19 protein-coding genes are annotated in these 19,880 nt (G+C 73.4%); 12 read left to right on the forward strand and 7 right to left on the reverse strand.

All coding sequences use genetic code 11. The features are described from left to right. Positions 1–42: 42 nt before the first annotated feature. Together KME66_RS28760 and KME66_RS28765 are read right to left on the reverse strand one after the other, a co-directional pair. A complete protein-coding gene (locus KME66_RS28760) occupies positions 43–480 on the reverse strand; it encodes an ABA4-like family protein (protein ID WP_216327569.1) in 438 nt (145 codons plus the stop codon). Continuing rightward, complete coding sequence (locus KME66_RS28765; RefSeq protein WP_253208500.1) at positions 477–1,442, reverse strand: hypothetical protein; 966 nt, start codon at positions 1,440–1,442, stop codon at positions 477–479. The genes KME66_RS28760 and KME66_RS28765 overlap by 4 nt, the downstream gene beginning before the upstream one ends. A 152-nt stretch (positions 1,443–1,594) precedes the next feature. Here KME66_RS28765 and KME66_RS28770 point away from each other — a divergent pair, with 152 nt between their 5' ends. Next, entirely contained in the window at positions 1,595–2,251 is a 657-nt protein-coding gene (locus tag KME66_RS28770; protein ID WP_253208501.1) for a MerR family transcriptional regulator, read from the forward strand. A gap of 255 nt (positions 2,252–2,506) precedes the next feature. Here KME66_RS28770 and KME66_RS28775 read toward each other — a convergent pair whose 3' ends face one another. Then, on the reverse strand, positions 2,507–3,358 hold the full coding sequence (locus KME66_RS28775; RefSeq protein WP_216327574.1) for a siderophore-interacting protein: 852 nt from the start codon (positions 3,356–3,358) through the stop codon (positions 2,507–2,509). A gap of 70 nt (positions 3,359–3,428) precedes the next feature. Then, a complete protein-coding gene (locus tag KME66_RS28780; protein WP_216329667.1) occupies positions 3,429–4,337 on the reverse strand; it encodes a 5'-3' exonuclease in 909 nt (302 codons plus the stop codon). A 261-nt stretch (positions 4,338–4,598) separates the two neighbouring features. Between KME66_RS28780 and KME66_RS28785 the strand changes: the two genes are divergently transcribed. The 4 genes from KME66_RS28785 to KME66_RS28800 all read left to right on the forward strand — a co-directional run bounded on the left by KME66_RS28785 (position 4,599) and on the right by KME66_RS28800 (position 9,791). Then, a complete protein-coding gene (locus KME66_RS28785; RefSeq protein WP_073222155.1) occupies positions 4,599–5,735 on the forward strand; it encodes a glycine betaine/L-proline ABC transporter ATP-binding protein in 1,137 nt (378 codons plus the stop codon). Beyond that, entirely contained in the window at positions 5,728–8,349 is a 2,622-nt protein-coding gene (locus KME66_RS28790) for an ABC transporter permease/substrate binding protein (protein WP_216327576.1), read from the forward strand. The genes KME66_RS28785 and KME66_RS28790 overlap by 8 nt, the downstream gene beginning before the upstream one ends. Before the next feature lie 165 nt (positions 8,350–8,514). Then, entirely contained in the window at positions 8,515–9,060 is a 546-nt protein-coding gene (locus KME66_RS28795; protein ID WP_073222161.1) for a helix-turn-helix domain-containing protein, read from the forward strand. A gap of 14 nt (positions 9,061–9,074) precedes the next feature. Continuing rightward, complete coding sequence (locus tag KME66_RS28800) at positions 9,075–9,791, forward strand: helical backbone metal receptor (RefSeq protein ID WP_216327578.1); 717 nt, start codon at positions 9,075–9,077, stop codon at positions 9,789–9,791. Here the strand turns inward: KME66_RS28800 and KME66_RS28805 are convergent. After that, a complete protein-coding gene (locus KME66_RS28805; protein WP_216327581.1) occupies positions 9,730–10,905 on the reverse strand; it encodes a TDT family transporter in 1,176 nt (391 codons plus the stop codon). The two genes, KME66_RS28800 and KME66_RS28805, sit on opposite strands and share 62 nt — an antisense overlap. A gap of 70 nt (positions 10,906–10,975) precedes the next feature. On the opposite strand from KME66_RS28805, the gene KME66_RS28810 reads away from it, so the two are divergent. Continuing rightward, complete coding sequence (locus tag KME66_RS28810) at positions 10,976–11,911, forward strand: LysR family transcriptional regulator (protein ID WP_216327584.1); 936 nt, start codon at positions 10,976–10,978, stop codon at positions 11,909–11,911. A 98-nt stretch (positions 11,912–12,009) separates the two neighbouring features. Here KME66_RS28810 and KME66_RS28815 read toward each other — a convergent pair whose 3' ends face one another. Continuing rightward, positions 12,010–13,212: an amino acid deaminase/aldolase gene (locus KME66_RS28815; RefSeq protein ID WP_216327586.1), complete on the reverse strand. Its 1,203-nt coding sequence runs from the start codon at positions 13,210–13,212 to the stop codon at positions 12,010–12,012. Between the two features lie 1,164 nt (positions 13,213–14,376). Here KME66_RS28815 and KME66_RS28820 point away from each other — a divergent pair. From KME66_RS28820 to KME66_RS28835, 4 genes are all read left to right on the forward strand, one after another. Then, complete coding sequence (locus tag KME66_RS28820; protein ID WP_236726338.1) at positions 14,377–15,222, forward strand: hypothetical protein; 846 nt, start codon at positions 14,377–14,379, stop codon at positions 15,220–15,222. Next, the gene (mycP, locus tag KME66_RS28825; protein WP_216327588.1) at positions 15,219–16,400 is read left to right on the forward strand and encodes a type VII secretion-associated serine protease mycosin; all 1,182 of its coding nucleotides are present in this window, start codon (positions 15,219–15,221) and stop codon (positions 16,398–16,400) included. The genes KME66_RS28820 and mycP overlap by 4 nt, the downstream gene beginning before the upstream one ends. Before the next feature lie 72 nt (positions 16,401–16,472). After that, positions 16,473–17,201: an SseB family protein gene (locus tag KME66_RS28830; protein WP_073222179.1), complete on the forward strand. Its 729-nt coding sequence runs from the start codon at positions 16,473–16,475 to the stop codon at positions 17,199–17,201. A 107-nt stretch (positions 17,202–17,308) separates the two neighbouring features. Then, positions 17,309–18,022, forward strand: a complete 714-nt coding sequence (locus tag KME66_RS28835) for an MIP family channel protein (RefSeq protein ID WP_216327605.1) — start codon at positions 17,309–17,311, stop codon at positions 18,020–18,022. A gap of 80 nt (positions 18,023–18,102) precedes the next feature. Here the strand turns inward: KME66_RS28835 and KME66_RS28840 are convergent, their stop codons facing one another. Further along, positions 18,103–18,465: a DUF1844 domain-containing protein gene (locus KME66_RS28840; protein WP_216327607.1), complete on the reverse strand. Its 363-nt coding sequence runs from the start codon at positions 18,463–18,465 to the stop codon at positions 18,103–18,105. Between the two features lie 390 nt (positions 18,466–18,855). Here KME66_RS28840 and infC point away from each other — a divergent pair, with 390 nt between their 5' ends. Together infC and rpmI are read left to right on the forward strand one after the other, a co-directional pair. After that, positions 18,856–19,485, forward strand: coding sequence for a translation initiation factor IF-3 (gene infC, locus KME66_RS28845; RefSeq protein WP_216329669.1), 630 nt, complete (start codon positions 18,856–18,858; stop codon positions 19,483–19,485). Between the two features lie 120 nt (positions 19,486–19,605). Then, a complete protein-coding gene (gene rpmI, locus KME66_RS28850; protein ID WP_003970213.1) occupies positions 19,606–19,800 on the forward strand; it encodes a 50S ribosomal protein L35 in 195 nt (64 codons plus the stop codon). The last annotated feature ends 80 nt before the right edge of the window (positions 19,801–19,880 follow it).

Consider the following 19,880-nt stretch of genomic DNA (forward strand, 5'->3'; position numbering starts at 1 on the left):
CCGCGATCTTGCCAGACCCCGGGTCCGGGAGGGTGCGCCGACTCAGCCGGGGACCGGTTCGCGCCGCCGCAGACGGACGGCACGCACGGCGAGGAAGACCAGCAGACCGAAGGGCGACAGCAGGATCGTCAGCACCAGCAGCGGGCCCGTCAGCAGCGGCGAGAGCCCCAGCTCGCGGCTCTGGAGGTACATCCACTGGCCGACCAGGAGGTCCCAGGCGATCACCTGCGCCCAGAGGGCGCCCGCCCCGTCTGCCAGTGCCGCCAGATCGCGGAAGGTGTCGATGTCCGGGTCGCTGACCGCCGTCCAGAGCTCCGGGAACACCGGGACGGCCAGGGTGGTGTAGACGGCGAGCAGCGGCAGCACGGTCAGCGGCGACGCGGCGACGCGGGCGGTGCCGGACCAGGTCGGGGCGAAGATCATCAGCAGCCAGAAGGGGGCGGCCAGATAGAAGGTGATCTCGAAGAGTGCAGCGGTCATGCCACGGGCTCCTGTTCGGCGGCGGTACGGGACGGGGCGGCGGGGTCGGCCAGGCGTAGCGCCCTCCAGGCGCCGTACGCCGTCGCCGCGAGGATCGCTCCGGCGGCGGCCAGCGTGATCCCGTCGGGATGGACCAGGGGCTGGCCGCGGAGTGCCTGCCAGGTGATGAGCGCGACGAGCGCCGCGTATCCGCCGACGGCGACCCGGACGAGACGCAGCCGTACCCCGGCGTCGCGCAGCGTCGCGAGGCGGGGCGCGAGCAGCACCAGCGCCATCAGGAGGAGCGGGATCAGCTGGAGGGCGTGCATGCCCACGAAGTGCGGGACCCGCAGATCGCCGCCGGTCGTCGACCAGCCGGTCAGGGCCATCGACGGTCCGCCGTCCGGTACGCCCACGGAGTGCGCGCCGATCGTCTCGGCGGCGTCGAGATCCCCGGCGGCCCGCTGGCTCTCGCTCGGCAGCGTCATCAGGAACCCGAGAGCCGCGCCGGCCAGGGCGATCAGCAGCCCGCCCCGGACGGCGAGGGCGGTCGGGCGGTCGGGGACGCGGGCGCGCAGGAGCAGGACGGCGATCACCAGGGTGGCCGCCCACAGCACGACGATGGTCAGCCCCATCGCGTTCCACAGTGCCGTGTCGAAGGCGGTCGCGGTGTTGAAGTGGCTGCGCTTCCCGCGGACGACCTGCACGGTGATGATCACCATCTCGGTCAGCCCCGTCAGCACGACGGCGTGCCCCGCCCACCGGCCGATCCGTCGCCCGTGCGTGAGGAGCGTCAGCATCCAGGCCAGCGTCAGGCAGTACGCGACGAAGGACACGCTGAACTTGAACGGTTTCGCCCAGATCGGCGCTCCGGCCAGAACCCGGTCGTCGACCACGAGGCCGACGGCGGAGGCCACCGCGAGAGCGGCCATCGCGGCGGAGAAGACGACCAAGGGACGATGCCAGGTGCGCCATGACGACATGAGGGACCCCCTGTGCCGATGATTCATATGGATAGCCGTGCTGTCCGCTATCCGATAGGGGGACTATCTATGATGGGGGCGGTTTCTGGCAAGGGCGGAAAGGCGAACGCGCGGTGCGTATCGGTGAATTGAGTCGCAGGTCCGGGGTTCCGGTGCCGACGATCAAGTACTACCTGCGAGAAGGGCTTCTGGCCGCGGGGGAGTTGACGAGCCCGAACCAGGCGCAGTACGGCCCCGGGCACGAACGGAGACTGCGTCTGATCCGGGCCCTACTGGATGTCGGCGGCCTCTCGCTCGCCGCCATCGGCGAGGTCCTGGAGGCCATGGACGACCCCGGGCAGCCGGTGCACGAGGTGCTGGGGGCCGCGGCGGACCGCGTCACGCCGACCGGAGGGGAGGCGGCGGGGCCCGAACTGGAGGACGCGCGCGAGGAGGTGGCCGAGCTGGTGCGGCGACGCGGCTGGCAGGCCGACGAGCGGTGTCCCGCCGCCGAGTCGCTGGCGGGGGTGCTGTGCGCGTTGCGCAGGGCCGGGCACGGTGGGTACGCCGACCTGCTGGACGTCTACGCGGACGCCGCCGAACCGGTCGCCCGTGCCGATCTCGACTACGTGCAGCGGCGGGTGGCGCGCGAGGACCTGGTCGAGAGCGTCGTGGTGGGGACCGTCCTCGGCGAGGCGATGTTCGGCGCGCTGCGGAGGCTGGCCCACATCGACGCCTCCTTCCGGCGCTTCGAATCGCCGGAACACCTGTCGGGGCCGGTGGGGCCGACGGGTGCCGGGGGGCCGGAGGTGGGCGCTCCGGGTGCCTGACGTCAGGGCCGGCCCGACCGTCGGCGGCCGTCTGCCGGGCGGAGAGCCCGGCCCGCGACCTGCGGCGGCCGGGCCCCGGGGCCGGCTCGGCCCGGAGGTCGGCGGTCCTCTCCCGGGGCGGCGGGCGACGTGACGGGTCAGTCGTCCGGAGCCCGGCGGCCGGGGCCCGGTGGCCGGACCCTCGGGGGCGATGCCTCAGCGGTGCCGACGTCGCGCGGGCAGGGCGTCGCGAGGTCAGGACGCCGCCCGGGGCCGTCAAGCGGCCTGCGTGCCGCTTTCCTGCTCGCGTTCCACCTGCTCGTTCCACTCGCGCTTCACCGCGCGCCAGGCGTCGTCGTTCTGCCCGAGGCGCCAGTAGCCCGAGATCGACAGCTGCGACAGCGGGATCTGCCGTTCCATGCGGAGGTGGCGGCGGATCTCCTTCACGAAGCCCGCCTCCCCGTGCACGAACGCCTGGACCTCGCCCTCGGGGAAGTCCAGTTCCTTCACGGCTGCGGTCAGCAGCTCGCCGACGGGCCGGTCGCCGCGGTGCAGCCAGGTCACCGCCACCCCGTCGGGCGTCACGATCTTCTGCTCCTCCGAGGCGTCCGGCACCTCGACGAAGGCGTGCACCAGCGCGCCCGCGGGCATCTGCTCCAGCGCCGCCGCGATCGCCGGCAGCGCGCTCTCGTCGCCGGCCAGCAGGTGCCAGTCCGCCGAGGCGTCGGGGCCGTAGCCGCCGCCGGGGCCGAGGAAGGTCACCTGGTCGCCCGCCCGCGCCCGCTGCGCCCACGGTCCCGCCAGGCCCTCGTCGCCGTGCACGACGAAGTCGACGGCCATCTCCCGGGCGACCGGGTCCCAGGAGCGCACCGTGTACGTACGCGTGGTGGGCCACAGTTCGCGCGGGTACGACTCCCGGACGGCCGCCATGTCGAACGGGTGCGCGTAGTCCGCGCCCTCGGGTGCGAAGCACAGCTTGATGTAGTGGTCGGTGAAGCCGGCGAGGGAGAAGTCCGCGAGCCCCTCGCCGCCGAGGACCACCCGCACCATGTGCGGCGTGATCTGCTCGGTGCGCACGACCTGCGCCCCCTGGGCCTTGGGTGCCTGCCGGGCCGGCCGCTCTGCCACGAGGTACTCCCTGGATCGAAGACTTAGGTATGCCTAAGTTAACACCCCGGCCGGTGTCCCGGTCGACCCCTCAGTGCTGAAGGACGCTCAACAGGCGCTGGATCGCGCCACCCAGCCCCCACTGCCGTGCCAGCGCCTCCAGTGCGGCAGGATCGCGCGGCTCGCGCGGCAGGGCCGGGTCGAAGTCGGGCAGGGGCACGTCCCCGGCCACCCGGACCACCTTCGGCGCGACGGCGACATAGGCCCGCGACGCGTCCAGTCGCTTGCGCTGCGAGGGGGTCAGCTTCGCCTTCGGATCGTCCACCGCCGCCATGATCCCGTCGAGATCGCCGTACGTGTCCAGCAGCTTCGCCGCCGTCTTCTCGCCGATGCCGGGGACGCCCGGAAGCCCGTCGCTCGGGTCGCCGCGCAGCAGCGCCAGGTCGACGTACCCCGCGCCGTCCACGCCGTACTTCTCGCGCAGCCACGCCTCGTCGGTCACCTGGAGCGTGCCGACGCCCTTGAGGGGGTAGAGCACGCGCACCCGGCGGGCGTCGTCGACCAGCTGATACAGGTCGCGGTCACCGGTGACGATGTCGACCGGGCCCTCGGCCCGCGCCGTGAGCGTGCCGATGACGTCGTCCGCCTCGTACGGTGTGACGCCGACCCGGGCGATCCCGAGCGCCGCCAGGACGTCCTCGATGACCGGGACCTGCGGCGACAGCGTGTCGGGGACCTCCTCCTCGTCCGCCTGCCCGGCGGGCGTCTCCTCGGCGACCCGGTGCGCCTTGTACGTCGGGATCAGGTCGACCCGCCACTGCGGACGCCAGTCGTTGTCCCAGCAGGCGACCAGTTCGTCCGGCCGGTGGTCGTGCACCAGGCGGCCGATGAAGTCGAGCAGGCCGCGCACGGCGTTCACCGGTGTGCCGTCCGGCGCGCGCACCGAATCGGGCACCCCGAAGTAGGCACGGAAGTACAGGGATGCGGTGTCGAGGAGCATCAGGCGTCGCGTCACGGACCCGATGATGCCCCACTCCGCCGACAGTCGCTCCCGGTAACCGCTTACCCGCGCTCCGTCGCGGGCCGGTGACGTGGGTCACGGTCGTGTTTGGGCTGTGTAAGCGCGGGCATGCGCGCCACCGGAGCGGACCATGTCGCAGTTTCAACCAGTGCATGTGCCACGCGGACAGAACCCGCATCGCTCCACGGTCTGCCGGCGGGGGTGGCAGACCGTTTTTTCGGTTCAACGCGTGAGGTGTATGTGTCCAGGCTGCAAGCCGAGCACTTGTACAAAGTGTTCGGCAGACGACCCGATGAAGCCGTGGGGAAACTGGAGAGCGGCGCGGACCGCGACGAACTGCGCGCCGACGGAACGACCGCAGCGGTGATCGACGCCTCCTTCACCGTCGAGCCGGGCCAGATCTTCGTCGTCATGGGGTTGTCCGGCTCGGGCAAGTCCACCCTGCTGCGGATGCTCAACGGCCTCCTCGACCCCACCGCGGGCCGGGTGCTCTTCGACGGCCAGGACCTGACCGCGCTGACCCCCCGCGAGCTGCGCGACGTCCGCTCCACCAAGATCAGCATGGTGTTCCAGCACTTCGCGCTCTTCCCCCACCGGAGCGTCCTGGAGAACGCCGCGTACGGCCTGGAGGTCCAGGGCGTCTCGCGCGAGGAGCGCGAGGTGCGCGCCGCCGAGGCGCTGCGGCTCACCGGCCTCGAAGGCTGGGAGAAGTCCTGGCCCGACGAGCTGTCCGGCGGTATGCAGCAGCGCGTGGGCCTCGCCCGCGCCCTGGCCACCGACGCCGACCTGCTGCTCATGGACGAGTCCTTCAGCGCGCTCGACCCGCTGATCCGCCGTGACATGCAGGACCAGCTCCTGGAGCTCCAGAAGCGGCTGAAGAAGACCATCGTCTTCATCACCCACGACCTCAACGAGGCCATGCGCCTCGGTGACCGGATCGCCGTGATGCGCGACGGGCGGATCGTCCAGCTCGGCAGCGCCGAGGACATCCTCGTCACCCCGGCCAACGACTACGTCGCCTCCTTCACCCAGGACGTCGACCGCTCCCGGGTGCTCACCGCCGGCGCGATCATGGCCGAGCCGCACACCGTGATGGGCGGCAAGGCCGCGGACGGCAGCGAACTGCGCACGCCGCAGGACGTGCTCGACGCCGCCCCCGCCGCGGTCGCCGAGTCCACGCCGATCATCGACCTGTTCGCGCTCTGCTCGCAGAGCCCGGACCCGGTCGCCGTCACCGACGCCCAGGGCAAGCTCGTCGGCGTCGTTCCCGGCTCCCGGCTGCTCGCCGTCCTCGGTGAGCCGATGGCCCCGGCCGAAGCCCCCCGTGACACCGCGCCCGCGGCCGGTGCCGACGTGAAGAAGGTGGCCGGTGTTTAGGCTTCCCCTCGGCGAGTGGGTCGACTCCGCGGTCGACTGGCTGCAGACCCACCTCGTCTGGCTCTTCGACGCCATCAGCTCGATCGTCGGCGGCATGTTCGACGGCATAGCCGCCGTCCTGTCCGCCCCCGCGCCGCTGCTCTTCGCGGGCATCGTCGCCGTCATCGCCTGGTGGCTGCGCGGCCTGCCCGCCGCCCTCCTCACCTTCGTCGGATTCGCCCTCATCGACTCCGTCGAACTGTGGGACGAGGCGATGGACACCCTCACCCTGGTGCTCGTCGCGACCCTCGTCACCCTGGTCATCGCCGTACCGCTGGGCATCTGGGCCTCCCGGTCCAAGGCGGTCAGCGCGGTGGTCCGGCCGGTCCTGGACTTCATGCAGACCATGCCCGCCATGGTCTACCTGATCCCCGGTGTCATCTTCTTCGGCGTCGGCGTGGTCCCCGGCATCATCGCCACGATCATCTTCGCGCTGCCCCCGGGCGTCCGGATGACCGAACTCGGCATCCGCCAGGTCGACGGCGAGCTCGTGGAGGCGGCCGAGGCCTTCGGCACCACCTCGCGCAACACCCTGCTGCGTGTCCAGCTGCCCCTCGCGCTGCCCACGATCATGGCCGGGATCAACCAGGTCATCATGCTCGGCCTGTCCATGGTCGTCATCGCGGGCATGGTCGGCGGCGGCGGCCTCGGCGGCTCCGTCTACCGTGCCATCGGCAACGTCGACGTCGGTCTCGGCTTCGAGGCGGGCATCTCCATCGTCATCCTCGCCATGTACCTGGACCGGATGACCGGCGCGCTCGGCACCGTGGTCTCCCCGCTGGGCCGCCGCGCGGTCGCCAAGGCCCGTGCGATGGCCGAGGGCTGGAGGATCTGGACCTACCGCCCGCAGCCCGTGGTCGCGGTCGCGGCCATCGTCGCCCTCGCCCTCGTCGCGGGCGGCATGAGCGTCTTCGGCGGCTCCCAGGACGACACCGCCGGCAAGGACGCGCGGATCGGCGACGGCAAGAAGATCAGCATCGGCTACATCCCGTGGGACGAGGGCATCGCCTCCACGTTCCTCTGGAAGGAGATGCTGGAGCAGCGCGGCTTCGAGGTCGACGTCAAGCAGTACGAGGCCGGCGCGCTGTACACCGGCATGGCCAACGGGCAGATCGACTTCCAGACCGACTCCTGGCTGCCGGTCACCCACGCCAGCTACTGGGAGAAGTACCAGGACCGGCTGGAGGACATGGGCTCGTGGTTCGGCCCGACCTCCCTGGAGCTGGCCGTCCCCGCGTACATGAAGGACATCACGTCCATGGAGGACCTGAAGGGCCGGGCCTCCGAGTTCCAGGGCCGCATCGTCGGCATCGAGCCGAGCGCCGGTGAGATGGGCCTGCTCAAGGACAAGCTCCTGCCGGGCTACGGCCTGGACGAGGAGTACAAGCTGATCGACGGCTCCACCCCGTCCATGCTGGCCGAGCTGAAGCGCGCGTACGCCAAGAAGGAACCGATCGTCGTTCCGCTCTGGTCGCCGCACTGGGCGTACAACCAGTTCGACCTCACCAAGCTCAAGGACCCCAAGGGCCTGTGGGGCAAGGGCGACGGCATCCACACCCTCGCGCGCAAGGGCTTCTCGCAGGACAACCCCGAGGTCGCCCAGTGGCTGAAGAGCTTCGAGATGACCGAGGACCAGCTCACCAGCCTGGAGGCCGAGATCCAGAAGGCCGGCTCCGGCAAGGAGCAGCAGGCCGTCCGCACCTGGCTGAAGGACAACTCCGGCGTCGTCGACACGTGGGCTCCCGCACCCGGGAACAAGGGGGCGGCCGCGGCCGGCGACGAGCGCAAGCGCCCGGTCGAGGTCGCCTGGTTCCCGTGGGAGGAGGACATCGCCGCCACGTACCTGTGGAAGGCGGTCCTGGAGGAGCGCGGCTACACGATCAACCTCAAGCAGTTCGACGTCGGGCCGATGTACGCCGCGATGTCCCGCGGTCAGATCGACGTGCAGTTCGACGGCTGGCTGCCGTACACCCAGAAGAACTACTGGGACAAGTACGGTGACCAGCTCACCGACATCGGTTCCTGGTACGGGCCGACCTCCGTCGAGGTCGCCGTCCCCGACTACGTCAAGGACGTCGAGTCGCTGGCGGACCTGAAGGGCAAGGGGGCCGACTTCCAGGGCCGGATCGTCGGCATCGAGCCCGGCGCCGCCGCCATGGAGAACCTCAAGAAGAACGTCCTGCCGCAGTACGGCCTGGACAAGGAGTTCGACGTCCTCGACTCCTCCACGCCGGGCATGCTGGCCGAGCTGAAGCGCGCGTACGCCAAGAAGGAGCCCGTCGCGGTCCTGCTGTGGACCCCCCACTGGGCGTACAACGAGTTCGGCATGACCAAGCTCAAGGACCCCAAGAAGACGTTCGGGGACGGCGACCGGCTGCACACCATCGCCTCCAAGGACTTCCCGCAGCAGTACCCGCAGCTGACGAAGTGGTTCAAGGACTTCAAGCTCACCGAGGCACAGCTCGGCGGACTGGAGAACGAGATCCAGAAGCGCGGCGCGGGTCACGAGGAGGAAGCCGTGAAGGCCTGGATGGACGACAACCCGGGCATCGCGGACACCATGGCTCCCCGGTAGGGACCACGGGCACGAAAGCACCGGCAGGAAAGGGGTGGCCCCGCCTTCGGGCGGGGCCACCCCTTTCCGGCTGCCCGGAGGTCGTTTTCCGGACGTCGTGCGCAACCATGTGCGTAAGGTGCTCGCAACCGCGAGGATGGGCGGGGGCGGGAGGGAGCTTCGGAGATGGACGACAAGGACACACCGCGGGTGGGCGCCGCGGTCCGGCGTCGACGCCGAACCCTCGGCCTCACGCTGGCCGCGGTCGCCGAGCGCAGCGGGCTGTCCGTGCCCTTCCTCAGCCAGATCGAGAACGAACGGGCCCGCCCCAGCGCCCGCTCCCTCGACCGGGTCGCCGAAGCGCTGGAGACCACCACCGGGAAGCTCCACGCCGCCGCCGACTCGGCACGCGCCGTGGACGTCGTCCGGGGCGAGGAGGGCGAGGGCGTACGCCGCCTGGTGCGCGGCCGCCACCAGCTCAGCGCCCTGGAGTTCTCCGGCGAACCGGACCTCGGCCGCGAGTTCCAGCACCGCAACGACGAGCTGATGTACGTCGTCGCGGGCGCCGTCGACGTGGAGGCGGAGGGGCAGGCGCACCGGCTGGAGAGCGGCGACACCCTGTTCCTCTCCGGCGGGGTCCGCCACCGCTGGCGCGCCACCGTGCCCGGCACCAGGCTCCTCGTCGTCTCGGTGGCCGAGCACATCGACGCCACCTTCGACCCGCGCCGCTGAGGGGGAGGACCGCAGTGCCCGCGCGCGTCGTCTCCCTGGTCCCCTCGCTCACCGAGGCCGTCGCGGTCACCTGCCCCGGGCTGCTCGTCGGCGTCACCGACTGGTGCAGCCACCCCGCGGACCTCGCCGCCGCCCGGATCGGCGGCACGAAGAACCCGGACGTGGCCGCGATCGCCGCCCTCGCCCCCGACCTCGTGATCGCCAACGAGGAGGAGAACCGGGCCCCCGACCTCGACGCGCTCCGGGCCGCCGGGCTCGACGTCCTGGTCACCGAGGTCCGCACCCTGGACCAGGCCTTCGCCGAACTCCACCGCGTCCTCGTCGGCGGCTGCGGGCTCGACCGGCCGGCCTGGCTCGACGAGGCCGAAGCCGCCTGGGCCGCCCTGCCCGCGCCCCCGGAGGGCCCCCGCCCCGCGGTCGTACCGGTCTGGCGCCGGCCCTGGATGGTGCTGGGCCACGACACCTTCGCCGGGGACCTCCTCGCCCGCCTCGGCGTCCGCAACGTGTACGCGGGCCACCCCGAGCGCTACCCGCGCATCCCGCTCGACGAGCTCAACGCCTCCGGGGCCGAGCTGGTCGTGCTGCCCGACGAGCCCTACCGCTTCACCGCCGACGACGGGCCCGAGGCGTTCCCCGCCCTGCCCGCCGCGCTCGTCGACGGGCGGCTGCTCACCTGGTACGGGCCGTCGCTGGCCGAGGCGGCACGGGTGCTGCCGTCAGCGCTCCGCTGAACAGCCCCCGCGCCGTGCGCGTCCCGGCCGCCGCCCACGCCACGGCCAGGAACGCGTACAGCGTCACCGCGAGCCAGGTCAGCGCGTCCAGGCCGGTGTGCCGCGCCAGCCCCGCCGCCCCCGTCACACACGTACCGACGGGGAAGGTGAACGCCCACCACGTCATCGCGAAGCCCATCCCGTTCCGGGCCGCCCGCACCACCATCGCGACCGCCAGGGCCAGCCACAGCAGCGCGAAGCCCATCACCGGCACCCCGTACAGCACGGCGAACGCCCCGAACGCCGAGGCGTAGGGGGCCGCGACCGCCCCCGGGGCGACGTCGGCCAGCTGGTTGACGGCGGTGGTCGACTGCCCGAGCGGCCCCAGCACCAGGAACAGCGTCGGGGTCAGCGCGAGCGGCAGCGGACCGTGGTGGACCAGCCGCCCGAAGACCAGCGGCAGCACCACCAGCGTGGCCAGCAACGACAGCCCGAACATCGCGTAGCAGGCCAGCAGGAGAGCCTCGCGCCCCTGCCCGGACCCCAGGTGCGGCACCAGCAGCGCACCCTGCGAGGCCGACACCATCGGGGCGACCAGCGGCAGCAGCCAGACCGGCGACGCGGTCCCGGGCGCGGGGCGGTGGCGTACGACCATCAGGAACGGCACCACGACGGCGGCGGCCAGCCCCACCGCCGTACCCGCCACGAACAGCACCACGTCCGCCGCGAGCGCGGCCCGGGCGCCGATCACGTCCACGCCCACCGTCAGGGTGGCCCCGCCGACGGCCAGCAGCGCCATCGCCAGGCAGCCGTAGAACGGGGCCACGGCCGGATCCAGCAGGTGGGCGCGGGCCTGGTCGCGGTGGTGGAGCCAGTGCCCGGCCCGGGCGGCCAGGACGGCGGCCAGCAGCAGCACGGACACCGCCCACACGACCGTGACCGCGGCCCGCAGGCCGGGGACGTGGACGGGGAGCGCGGCCCCCGCCCCCGCGACGATCGCGGTGCCCATGACGACGGCGTACCAGTTCGGGCCGATGTGCCGCAGGGCCGGTGGCCGCTCCGGATGCGCGGCCACCGGCTCTGCGGTGCCGGAGGACGGCTGAACGGGTGCCCGGGTCTGCGGAAAGATGGCCATGCCACGATTCTTCGCGGGTGCTCCCACCCCCACCAGGGACCGCTCCCCTATGAGGTCATAAGCTGACTTTATGACCGGCGACGAGCCTCAGGCGCCCCCCGTCCCCCTGTCCCACCGGGTCCCCGACCTCGGGGCGCTGGAACTGCTGCTCGCGGTCGCCCGGCACGGCAGCCTGGGCCGAGCCGCCCGCGACCTGGGCATCACGCAGCCCGCCGCCTCCAGCCGCGTCCGCTCCATGGAACGGCAGCTCGGCGTCGCCCTGCTGGACCGCTCCCCGCGCGGTTCCCGGCTCACCGACGCGGGCGCGCTGGTCACCGACTGGGCGCGCCGGGTCGTCGAGGCGGCCGAGGCCTTCGACGCGGGCACGCAGGCACTGCGCGACCGCCGCGACTCCCGGCTGCGGGTCGCCGCCAGCATGACCATCGCCGAATACCTGCTGCCGGGCTGGCTGATCGCCCTGCGCGGTGAGCGCCCGGACACCGCGGTCTCGCTCCTCGTCGGCAACTCCGCCACCGTCGCCCGCCGCCTGGTCACCGGCGAGGCCGACCTCGGCTTCGTCGAGGGCCTGTCGACACCGGAGGGCCTGGACGGCACGGTCATCGCCCACGACCGCCTCGTCGTCGTGGTCGCCCCCACCCATGCCTGGGCCCGCCGCCGTGCCCCGCTGCTGCCCGGCGAACTCGCCGCCACCCCGCTGATCCTGCGCGAACACGGCTCCGGCACCCGCCAGGTCCTGGACGCCGCGCTCGCCGTGCACGGCGGCCTCGCCCGGCCGCTGCTGGAACTCTCCTCCACCACGGCGGTCAAGGGCGCGGCCGAGAGCGGCGCGGGCCCCTGCGTCCTGAGCGAACTGGCCCTGGGCGAGGAGCTGTCCTCCCGCCGCCTCGTCAAGGTCCCGGTCGCGGGCGTACGGCTGCGCCGCCAGCTGCGCGCCGTCTGGCCCGGCGGCCACCGCCCCACCGGACCCGCCCGTGATCTGCTGTCCCTGACCGGCCGCAGCACCTGACCCCGGGCACGCGGGACCACCGCGGCGACAGCGCGGCCGGCGGAGGCGTGGGTGCGCCGATCAGCGCCTGACCGGGCGCCGGGGCGGAGCGGGCGCGGTCAGAGGAAGGTCCGCCCCTCGCCCCGGTACGTCGGAACGTCCGCCGTGACCCGGTCGCCCTCGATCAGGTGCAGCGTGTCGAAGCGCTCGCACAGCTCCCCGGCCTTGGCGTGCCGGAACCAGACCTTGTCGCCGATCAGCAGATCGTCGGCGGGGGAGCCCAGCAGGGGGGTCTGCACCTCGCCCGCGCCCTCCTGCGGGTCGTAGCGCAGCCCTTCCGGCAGATACGGCACCGGCGAGCGGTCCGCCCCGGCCGCCCCGGACGCCGGATAGCCGCCGCCGAGCACCGTCACCACGCCCACACCGGGCCGACGCACCACGGGCTGCGCGAACAGCGCGGCCGGCCGGGCGGTGAAGGACGTGTAGTTGTCGAAGAGCCGGGGCACGTACAGCCCCGAACCGGCGGCGATCTCCGTCACCGCGCTCTCGGCCGCCGTGTGCTGCACACTGCCCGTGCCACCGCCGTTGACGAACTCCAGCTCCGGCGCGACCGCCCTGACCGCCCTGACCACCTCGGCCCGGCGCACCGCGAGCTCCTTGCGGGCGGCGGCCTGCATCAGCCGGATCGCCCGGGACCGCAGCGGCCGCCCGGCGACCGCGTCCCCGACCCCGGCGACGTGGCCCTCGTACGCCATCAGCCCCACCAGCCGGAAGCCGGGCCTGCGCGTCACCGAGCGGGCCAGCTCGGCGAGCTGGGCGGGGGAGCGCAGCGGCGACCGCAGCGCCCCGATCCGCACCCGGCCGCCCAGCATCCGCAGCGAGGTGTCCAGCTCCAGGCAGACCCGGATCTCCTCGCGCCCACCGGCCCGGGAGGCGTCGATCAGCTCCAGCTGGGAGGGGTCGTCCACCATCACGGTCACGGCCGAGGCCGGCTTCGGATCGGCCGCCAGCTCCGCGAAGGCGGCCCGGTCCGCCGACGGATACGCCAGCAGGACGTCCTCGAACCCGGCCCGCGCCAGCCACAGCGACTCCGCGAGCGTGAACGACATGATCCCGGCGAACCCGGGGCGCGCGAGCACCCGCTCCAGCAGCGCCCGGCACCGCACCGACTTGCTCGCCACCCGGACCGGCTTCCCCGCCGCCCGCCGCACCAGATCGTCGGCGTTGGCGTCGAACGCCTCCAGGTCCACGATGGCGATCGGGGCGTCGAGATGGGCGGTGGCCCGGTTGTAGCGGGTCCGGTCAGCGGCGCGGGCAGTCATGGCCGCAGCTTGCCAGAGAGCCGCTACGGCTGGGTAGGGGGACGATCGGGACAGATCCTCCGCGGGCGGACCGTCCCGTTCCCCGCGGTCCGTCCGCAGCCCGTAGAGTGACCTGCACGCGAGCACCAACGGGCCTGTCAGCGGCGGTGATCCGTGGTCGGTACGAGGATGTGTCAGCAGGGGGCCGGATGAGTACCGAAGCGCAGCGCGCTCCTGTCCCGCCCCGCCCGACCGCCCCGCCCGCTCCCACGCCCGCGAAGCCCCCGTCACCGCCCGCGCCCGTCACACCGGCTGCCCCGGCACCTCCGGCCCCGGCACCCCCGGCTCATCGAGCTCCCGCCTCCGCGGCCCTTCCGGTGTCCGGAGCCGGGGGAGCCGCGACGCCTCCGGCGCCCAGCGCGGCGTCCGCGCCGTCGGACCGCCCCGGCCCACCGGCGGCCTTCACCCAGCAGGGCGCGTCGCACCGGCAGGCAGCCGCGCCGCACTCCGGTCCGCCCGCCGCGGGCTCCACGCACCCCGGCCCGCGTGCCGAGCGTCCCGTCCCGCCCGCCATGGGCCCGACTCGCTCCGGCCTGCCCGCCGCGGGTTCAACGCGCCCTGGTCCGCCCGCCGCGAGCTCTGCGCACCCCGGCCCGCGCGCCGAGCGTCCCGCCTCGCCCGCCATGGGCCCGACGCGCCCTGGTCCGCCCGCCGAGCACCCCGACCGCTCCGTGAGTCCGACGCCCGCCGCCGGCCGTCAGGCTCCGCCCGTCTGGCGGCCCGAGGCCAGCGCGACGCCCGCGCCCCAGGGGCTTCCGCGCCTCCGCAGGCTCCCGTGAGCCCGACGCCCGCCGCCGGCCGTCAGGCTCCGCCCGTCTGGCGGCCCGAGGCCAGCGCGACGCCCGCGCCCCAGGGGCTCCCGCGCCTCCGCAGGCTCCCGTGAGCCCAACGCCCGCCACCGGCCGCCAGGCCCCGCCCGCCCGGCGGCCCGAGGTCAGCACGACGCCCGCGCCCCCGCAGGCTCCCGTGAGCTCCTCGCCCCCACCACCCGCCTCACCTCCGCCGCCTCCCGTGCCCGCCCCCTCGCACCCGGGACCGCCCAGCACCGACCCGGCCCCGGGGGCCCCCGTCTCCCGGCGTGGTCCCGTCGGGGCCGTCGGCCCGGCGCTCGTGCCGGGGGCCGTTGTGCCGCCCGCCGGCGGCTACCGGACGCCCGTCCGCCACGGCTTCCCCGAGACCCCCGCCGAGACCACCACCCGGCTGCGCCCGGTCCGGCCCCGGCGGCGGTGGCGGACGGCAGCGGCCGCCGTCTGCGTCGTCCTCGGCCTCGGGCTGATCGGCGGGGCCGCCACCGGCGCCTGGCTGACCGGCGACTCCTCGGCCGGGACCACCCGGAGCCCCTACACCGCCGCCCGCGCCGCCTGGCACAGCGTCCCCGTCGACACACTGTTTCCGCGCACCCTGAAGGGCCGGGGCGCGGGCCCCGGGGGCACCGACCGCACCTGGAACCGGGTCGCCGTGGCCGCCGACAGCCCCTGCGCCGACGGTCTCGACCCGCTGCTCCTCACCACGCTCCGGTCCGTGGGCTGCGAGCGGCTGGTGCGTGCCACCTACACCGACGCGACCCGCTCCGCCGTCACCACCGTCGGCCTCGTCTTCACCGAGGCCGACCCCTCCGGCATGCAGGCCCTGCGCACCCGGTTCACCGAGCAGAGGCTCGGCGCGCGCAAGGACCTCCTGCCCCGCACCTACGCCCCCGAGGGCACCCCCGCCGCCCCCTTCGGCGACGCGCAGCGCGCGAGCTGGACGGTGAACCCGCTCACCGAGATCCCGGTCGTCGTCCTCGCCGTCTCCGGCTTCGCGGACGGCCGCGCCGTCGCCGAACCGCAGCCGGCCGCCGACGCCATGGCCTCCGGCGCCGGGACGGACGTCGCCCAGGCCGGGCTCGGCCACGAGGCGAAAGGCATCGCGGACCGGGTGGAACGCGGACTGCGCACAGCCGTCGCCGACCTCACGGAGCAGCCCGGATGACCCGACGACCCCGCCGGGCCCTCGCCGCGGTCTGCGCCGCCGCCGTCCTCGTCCTCACCCCCGCCGGGCCCGCCCACGCCGACGCCATCCGCGACCAGCAGTGGGCCCTGGACGCCCTGCACACGGACCGGGCCTGGCAGACCACCCGGGGCGCGGGCGTCACCGTCGCCGTCCTGGACACCGGGGTCGACGACGCCCACCCCGACCTCACGGGCCAGGTGCTCCCCGGCAAGGACCTCGTCGGCTTCGGCGCCGGCCGCGGCGACTCCTCCTGGGCCCTGCACGGCACCGCCATGGCCGGGATCATCGCCGGACGCGGCAGCGGTCCCGGCCGCACCGACGGCGTCCTCGGCATCGCCCCCGAAGCCCGGATCCTCCCGGTGCGGGTCATCCTCGAATCCAAGGACCCGGCCCGCGCCAAGGCCCGCAAGACCCGGGGCGCCGCCCTCGCCGACGGCATCCGCTGGGCCGCGGACAACGGCGCCGACGTCATCAACCTCTCCCTGGGCGACGACAGCAAGTCCGCCCACCCGGACCCCGGCGAGGACGCGGCCATCCAGTACGCCCTGTCCAAGGGCGTCCCCGTGGTCGCGTCGGCGGGCAACGGCGGCGAGAAGGGGGACCGGATCTCCTACCCCGCCGCCTACCCGGGGGTCATCGCGGTCGCCGCCGTCGACGAGTACGGCACCCACGCCTCGTTCTCCACCCGCCGCTGGTACGCCACCGTCAGCGCCCCCGGCGTCGACATCGTCGTCGCCAACCCGGACGGGCGCTACTACATCGAGTGGGGCACCTCCGCCGCCGCCGCGTTCGTCTCCGGCGCGGTCGCCCTGGTCCGTGCCGCCCACCCCGGTCTCTCACCGGCCCAGATCAAGAAGCTCCTCGCCGACACCGCCCGCGACGGCCCCGCACAGGGCCGCGACGACGCCCGTGGCTACGGCATCGTCGACCCCGCGGAGGCCATCGAGGCGGGTGCCCGGCTGCGCCCGGCGGACCTGGACGCCCAGGCCGCACCGGCCGGGCACCGGGGGCGGTACTTCGGCGCCGGCCCGACCCCGCCCCGTACCGCCGGAGGAGCGGCCGACCGGGCCGCCCCGCTCGCCGGCGGCCTGGGCGCGGCACTGCTGGCCGCCGCCGTCGTCCTGTGGCGCGGCCGGAACGCCCCCGGCAGCCGCTGAGCGCCGTCGCCCCTCCGGCGTACACCGAGCCCGACCGCCGGGGCGCCGACTCCCAGGCACTACCCTCGTCCCGTGGAGCTCAAGAACATCCCGGACCCCGGTTTCTCCGATGACGACGGCTCGGCCTCCCCGGCCCTGACCAGGGCACTCGATGCCTGGTCCCGGGACCGCAGTGCCGTCGGCCCCGTTCTCACGGCCCTGCGGGACGCCCGGCTCCTGGTGCCCGTCGTCGCCGTCCTCGGCGAGGTCGAGGAGGACGAGCAGGGGCTGCGGCGCGAGAAGACCAGCGACATGGCGGTCCCCACCCTGAAGGCGGGCGACCGCCGCGCGCTCCCCGCTTTCACCTCGACCGCCTCGCTGGCGCTCTGGGACCCCGAGGCCCGCCCCGTCGCCGTACCGCTGCACCAGGCGCTCCAGGCCGCCGCCCACGAGAAGGCCGACACCGTCGTGCTGGACCTCGCCGGGCCCGTCGCGTTCGAGCTGAGCGGGCAGGCGCTCCTGGCGCTGGCCGAGAACCGCACCAGCACCGACCCGCTCCGGGACCCCGCCGTGATCGAGGCCGTACGGGAGATCGTGGCCGCCGACCCCGCCGTGGTCCGCGCCCACCTGGGCCCCGGCAGTGCGGACGGCACCCTCGCGCTCGTCCTCGCCCCGGACGCGGTGCCCGCCGAAGCGGCCCGGCGCGTCGCACAGGCCCTGTCGGCCAGCGAGGTGCTGCGGGCCCGGCTCGTCAGCGGCCTGGATCTGGCTCTTCTCCCCGCCGGGACGGCCATGCCGGGAGAGCCTCTCTTCGCCCGCTGAGCGTCGAGCCCTGCCCGGTCCGACGAGCGCTCGGCGCCCAGCACCGTGAGAATTGTCGGGAAAATCGGATGAATCCGACGTACCGGACGACATCGCGAGGTGGTTCCATGCAGAAGCGGATCGTGGCGTCAGAGTTTCTCGGCACCCTGTTGCTGGTGTTCTTCGCCGTGGGGTCCGCGGTGGTCGCCGTCGAATACCTCGGCACGGTGGGCATCGCCCTCACCTTCGGCTTCACCCTCCTCGCGCTGGCCTACGCGCTCGGCCCGATCTCCGGCTGCCACGTCAATCCGGCGGTGACGCTGGGCATGTATATGGCCGGCCGCATCGACATCCGCTCGGCCGCGGAGCGCTGGGTGGCGCAGTTCCTCGGCGCGATCGTCGGATCGGCCCTGCTGTTCCTGCTGGCGAAGCAGATCCCCGGTCTGGAGACCAGCGGCGAGTTCGGTACGAACGGCTACGGCGACCGGTCGGCCGTCGGCATCAACATCGGCGGCGCCTTCCTCGCCGAGGTCGTCCTGACGTTCCTGCTCGTCTACGTGGTCCTGGCGGTGACCCACAAGGTCGCGGTCACCGGCTTCGACGGGCTGCCCATCGGCCTCGCGCTCGCGGCGATCCACCTGGTCGGCATCCCGCTCACCGGCACCTCGGTCAACCCCGCGCGCAGCTTCGGCCCGGCGCTCTTCGCGGGCGGCGCCGCCCTCTCCCAGCTCTGGCTGTTCATCGTCGCGCCGCTGGTCGGCGGAGCGATCGCGGCCTACGCCCACCGGCTCACCCATCCCTTCCCCAACGTCCTGCCCGAGGAGACCGAGGACGCCATCTGAGGACCCGTGGCCCGCACGCGCGCGGGAGCCCGCCGCCCCACGGGGGGCGGCGGGCTCCCTGGCGTACGGGGGAGGGGCGGCTAGCCGTAGACGGGACCGGTGTACTTCTCGCCCGGGCCGTGGCCGGGCTCGTCCGGCACCAGCGAGGCCTCGCGGAAGGCCAGCTGGAGCGACTTCAGGCCGTCGCGCAGCGGCGAGGCGTGGAAGGTGCTGATCTCCGTGGCGCTCGCGTCCAGCAGCCCGGCCAGCGCCTGGACCAGCTTGCGGGCCTCGTCGAGGTCCATGTGCTGCTCGCCCTCCTCGGTGAGGCCGAGCTTCACGGCGGCCGCGCTCATCAGGTTGACGGCGACCGTCACGATCACCTCGACCGCGGGGACCTCCGCGATGTCGCGGGCCATGTCGTCGAAGCCGGGGTTCTCAGTGCTGGGGGTCGCGTCGCTCATGCCCACACGATAAGGCCAGGCCACCGCCCTCCCGTCCGCGGGCGTCCCGCCGGCCGCCGTGGTGCGGCCGCCGGGGATCGTGCGGTAGTCTGGGAGAACGACCGGCCGGACATGCATGTGCCCGGCCCACAAGTGGAGGCTCCGATCTCCCACCTGGCCGTCCGTGAAGGACGGCGGGTCACCGGTCAGGCGGAGACCATCGTTCCGTACGGACGATGGGCCCGCCCGATAGCCCCGCGGTTCACCGCGGCGGTGTTCCGGTAGTTCCTGGAGCCTCGCCTTGTGTCCCGTCCGGGGCATTTTTGCGGTTCCGGCGCGGTTGGTCTTGACGTTATAAGACGTTACGCGGCTGTCCGCCAGGCGGTCGCGTGGTGCTACTGAGGAGGATCCATCAGCGCCGAGCCCCGCATCAACGACCGGATTCGTGTTCCCGAGGTCCGACTTGTCGGTCCCAGCGGCGAGCAGGTCGGGATTGTTCCGCTTGCCAAGGCCCTGGAACTGGCACAGGAGTACGACCTCGACCTGGTCGAGGTGGCGGCGACAGCCCGTCCGCCCGTGTGCAAGCTCATGGACTACGGCAAGTTCAAGTACGAGTCGGCCATGAAGGCCCGTGAGGCGCGCAAGAACCAGGCGCACACGGTCATCAAGGAGATGAAGCTCCGGCCGAAGATCGACCCGCACGACTACGACACCAAGAAGGGTCACGTCGTCCGGTTCCTCAAGCAGGGTGACAAGGTCAAGATCACGATCATGTTCCGTGGTCGTGAGCAGTCCCGCCCCGAACTGGGCTTCCGACTCCTTCAGCGTCTCGCTGCGGACGTCGAGGACCTGGGCTTCATCGAGTCCAACCCGAAGCAGGACGGCCGGAACATGATCATGGTTCTGGGCCCGCACAAGAAGAAGACCGAAGCCATGGCCGAGGCCCGTGAGGCCCAGGCCGCCCGCAAGGCGGGGCGTCAGAGTTCCTCCGACGCCTCCGAGAGCGCCGAGGCTCCGGCCGACACACCTTCCGAGGCGTGACCTTCGGGGGCCGCCACCCAGGCGCCCCCGGGTCATCCCGGAACCCATAGAGATCTGACGCCCCTGCAGTCCGGTGCTCCGCACCGTGAGGGGCGCCACTGACGAGGAGAGAACGGCGCGATGCCGAAGAACAAGACGCACAGCGGTGCCAGCAAGCGCTTCAAGATCACCGGCTCCGGCAAGGTGCTCCGCGAGAGGGCCGGCAAGCGCCACCTGCTCGAGCACAAGTCGTCCAAGAAGACCCGCTCGCTGACCGGCACGGTCGTCGTGGCTCCGGCCGACGCCAAGAAGATCAAGAAGCTTCTCGGCAAGTGAGGCCCGGCCTCCGGCTCACCCCGGAGGCGCGACCTCGATCAGACCGGGACCGATTCGTTTCCGGGCCGTGTGAAGACACC

It is taken from the genome of Streptomyces sp. YPW6 (assembly GCF_018866325.1).
In the GTDB taxonomy this organism is placed as follows: Bacteria; Actinomycetota; Actinomycetes; order Streptomycetales; family Streptomycetaceae; genus Streptomyces.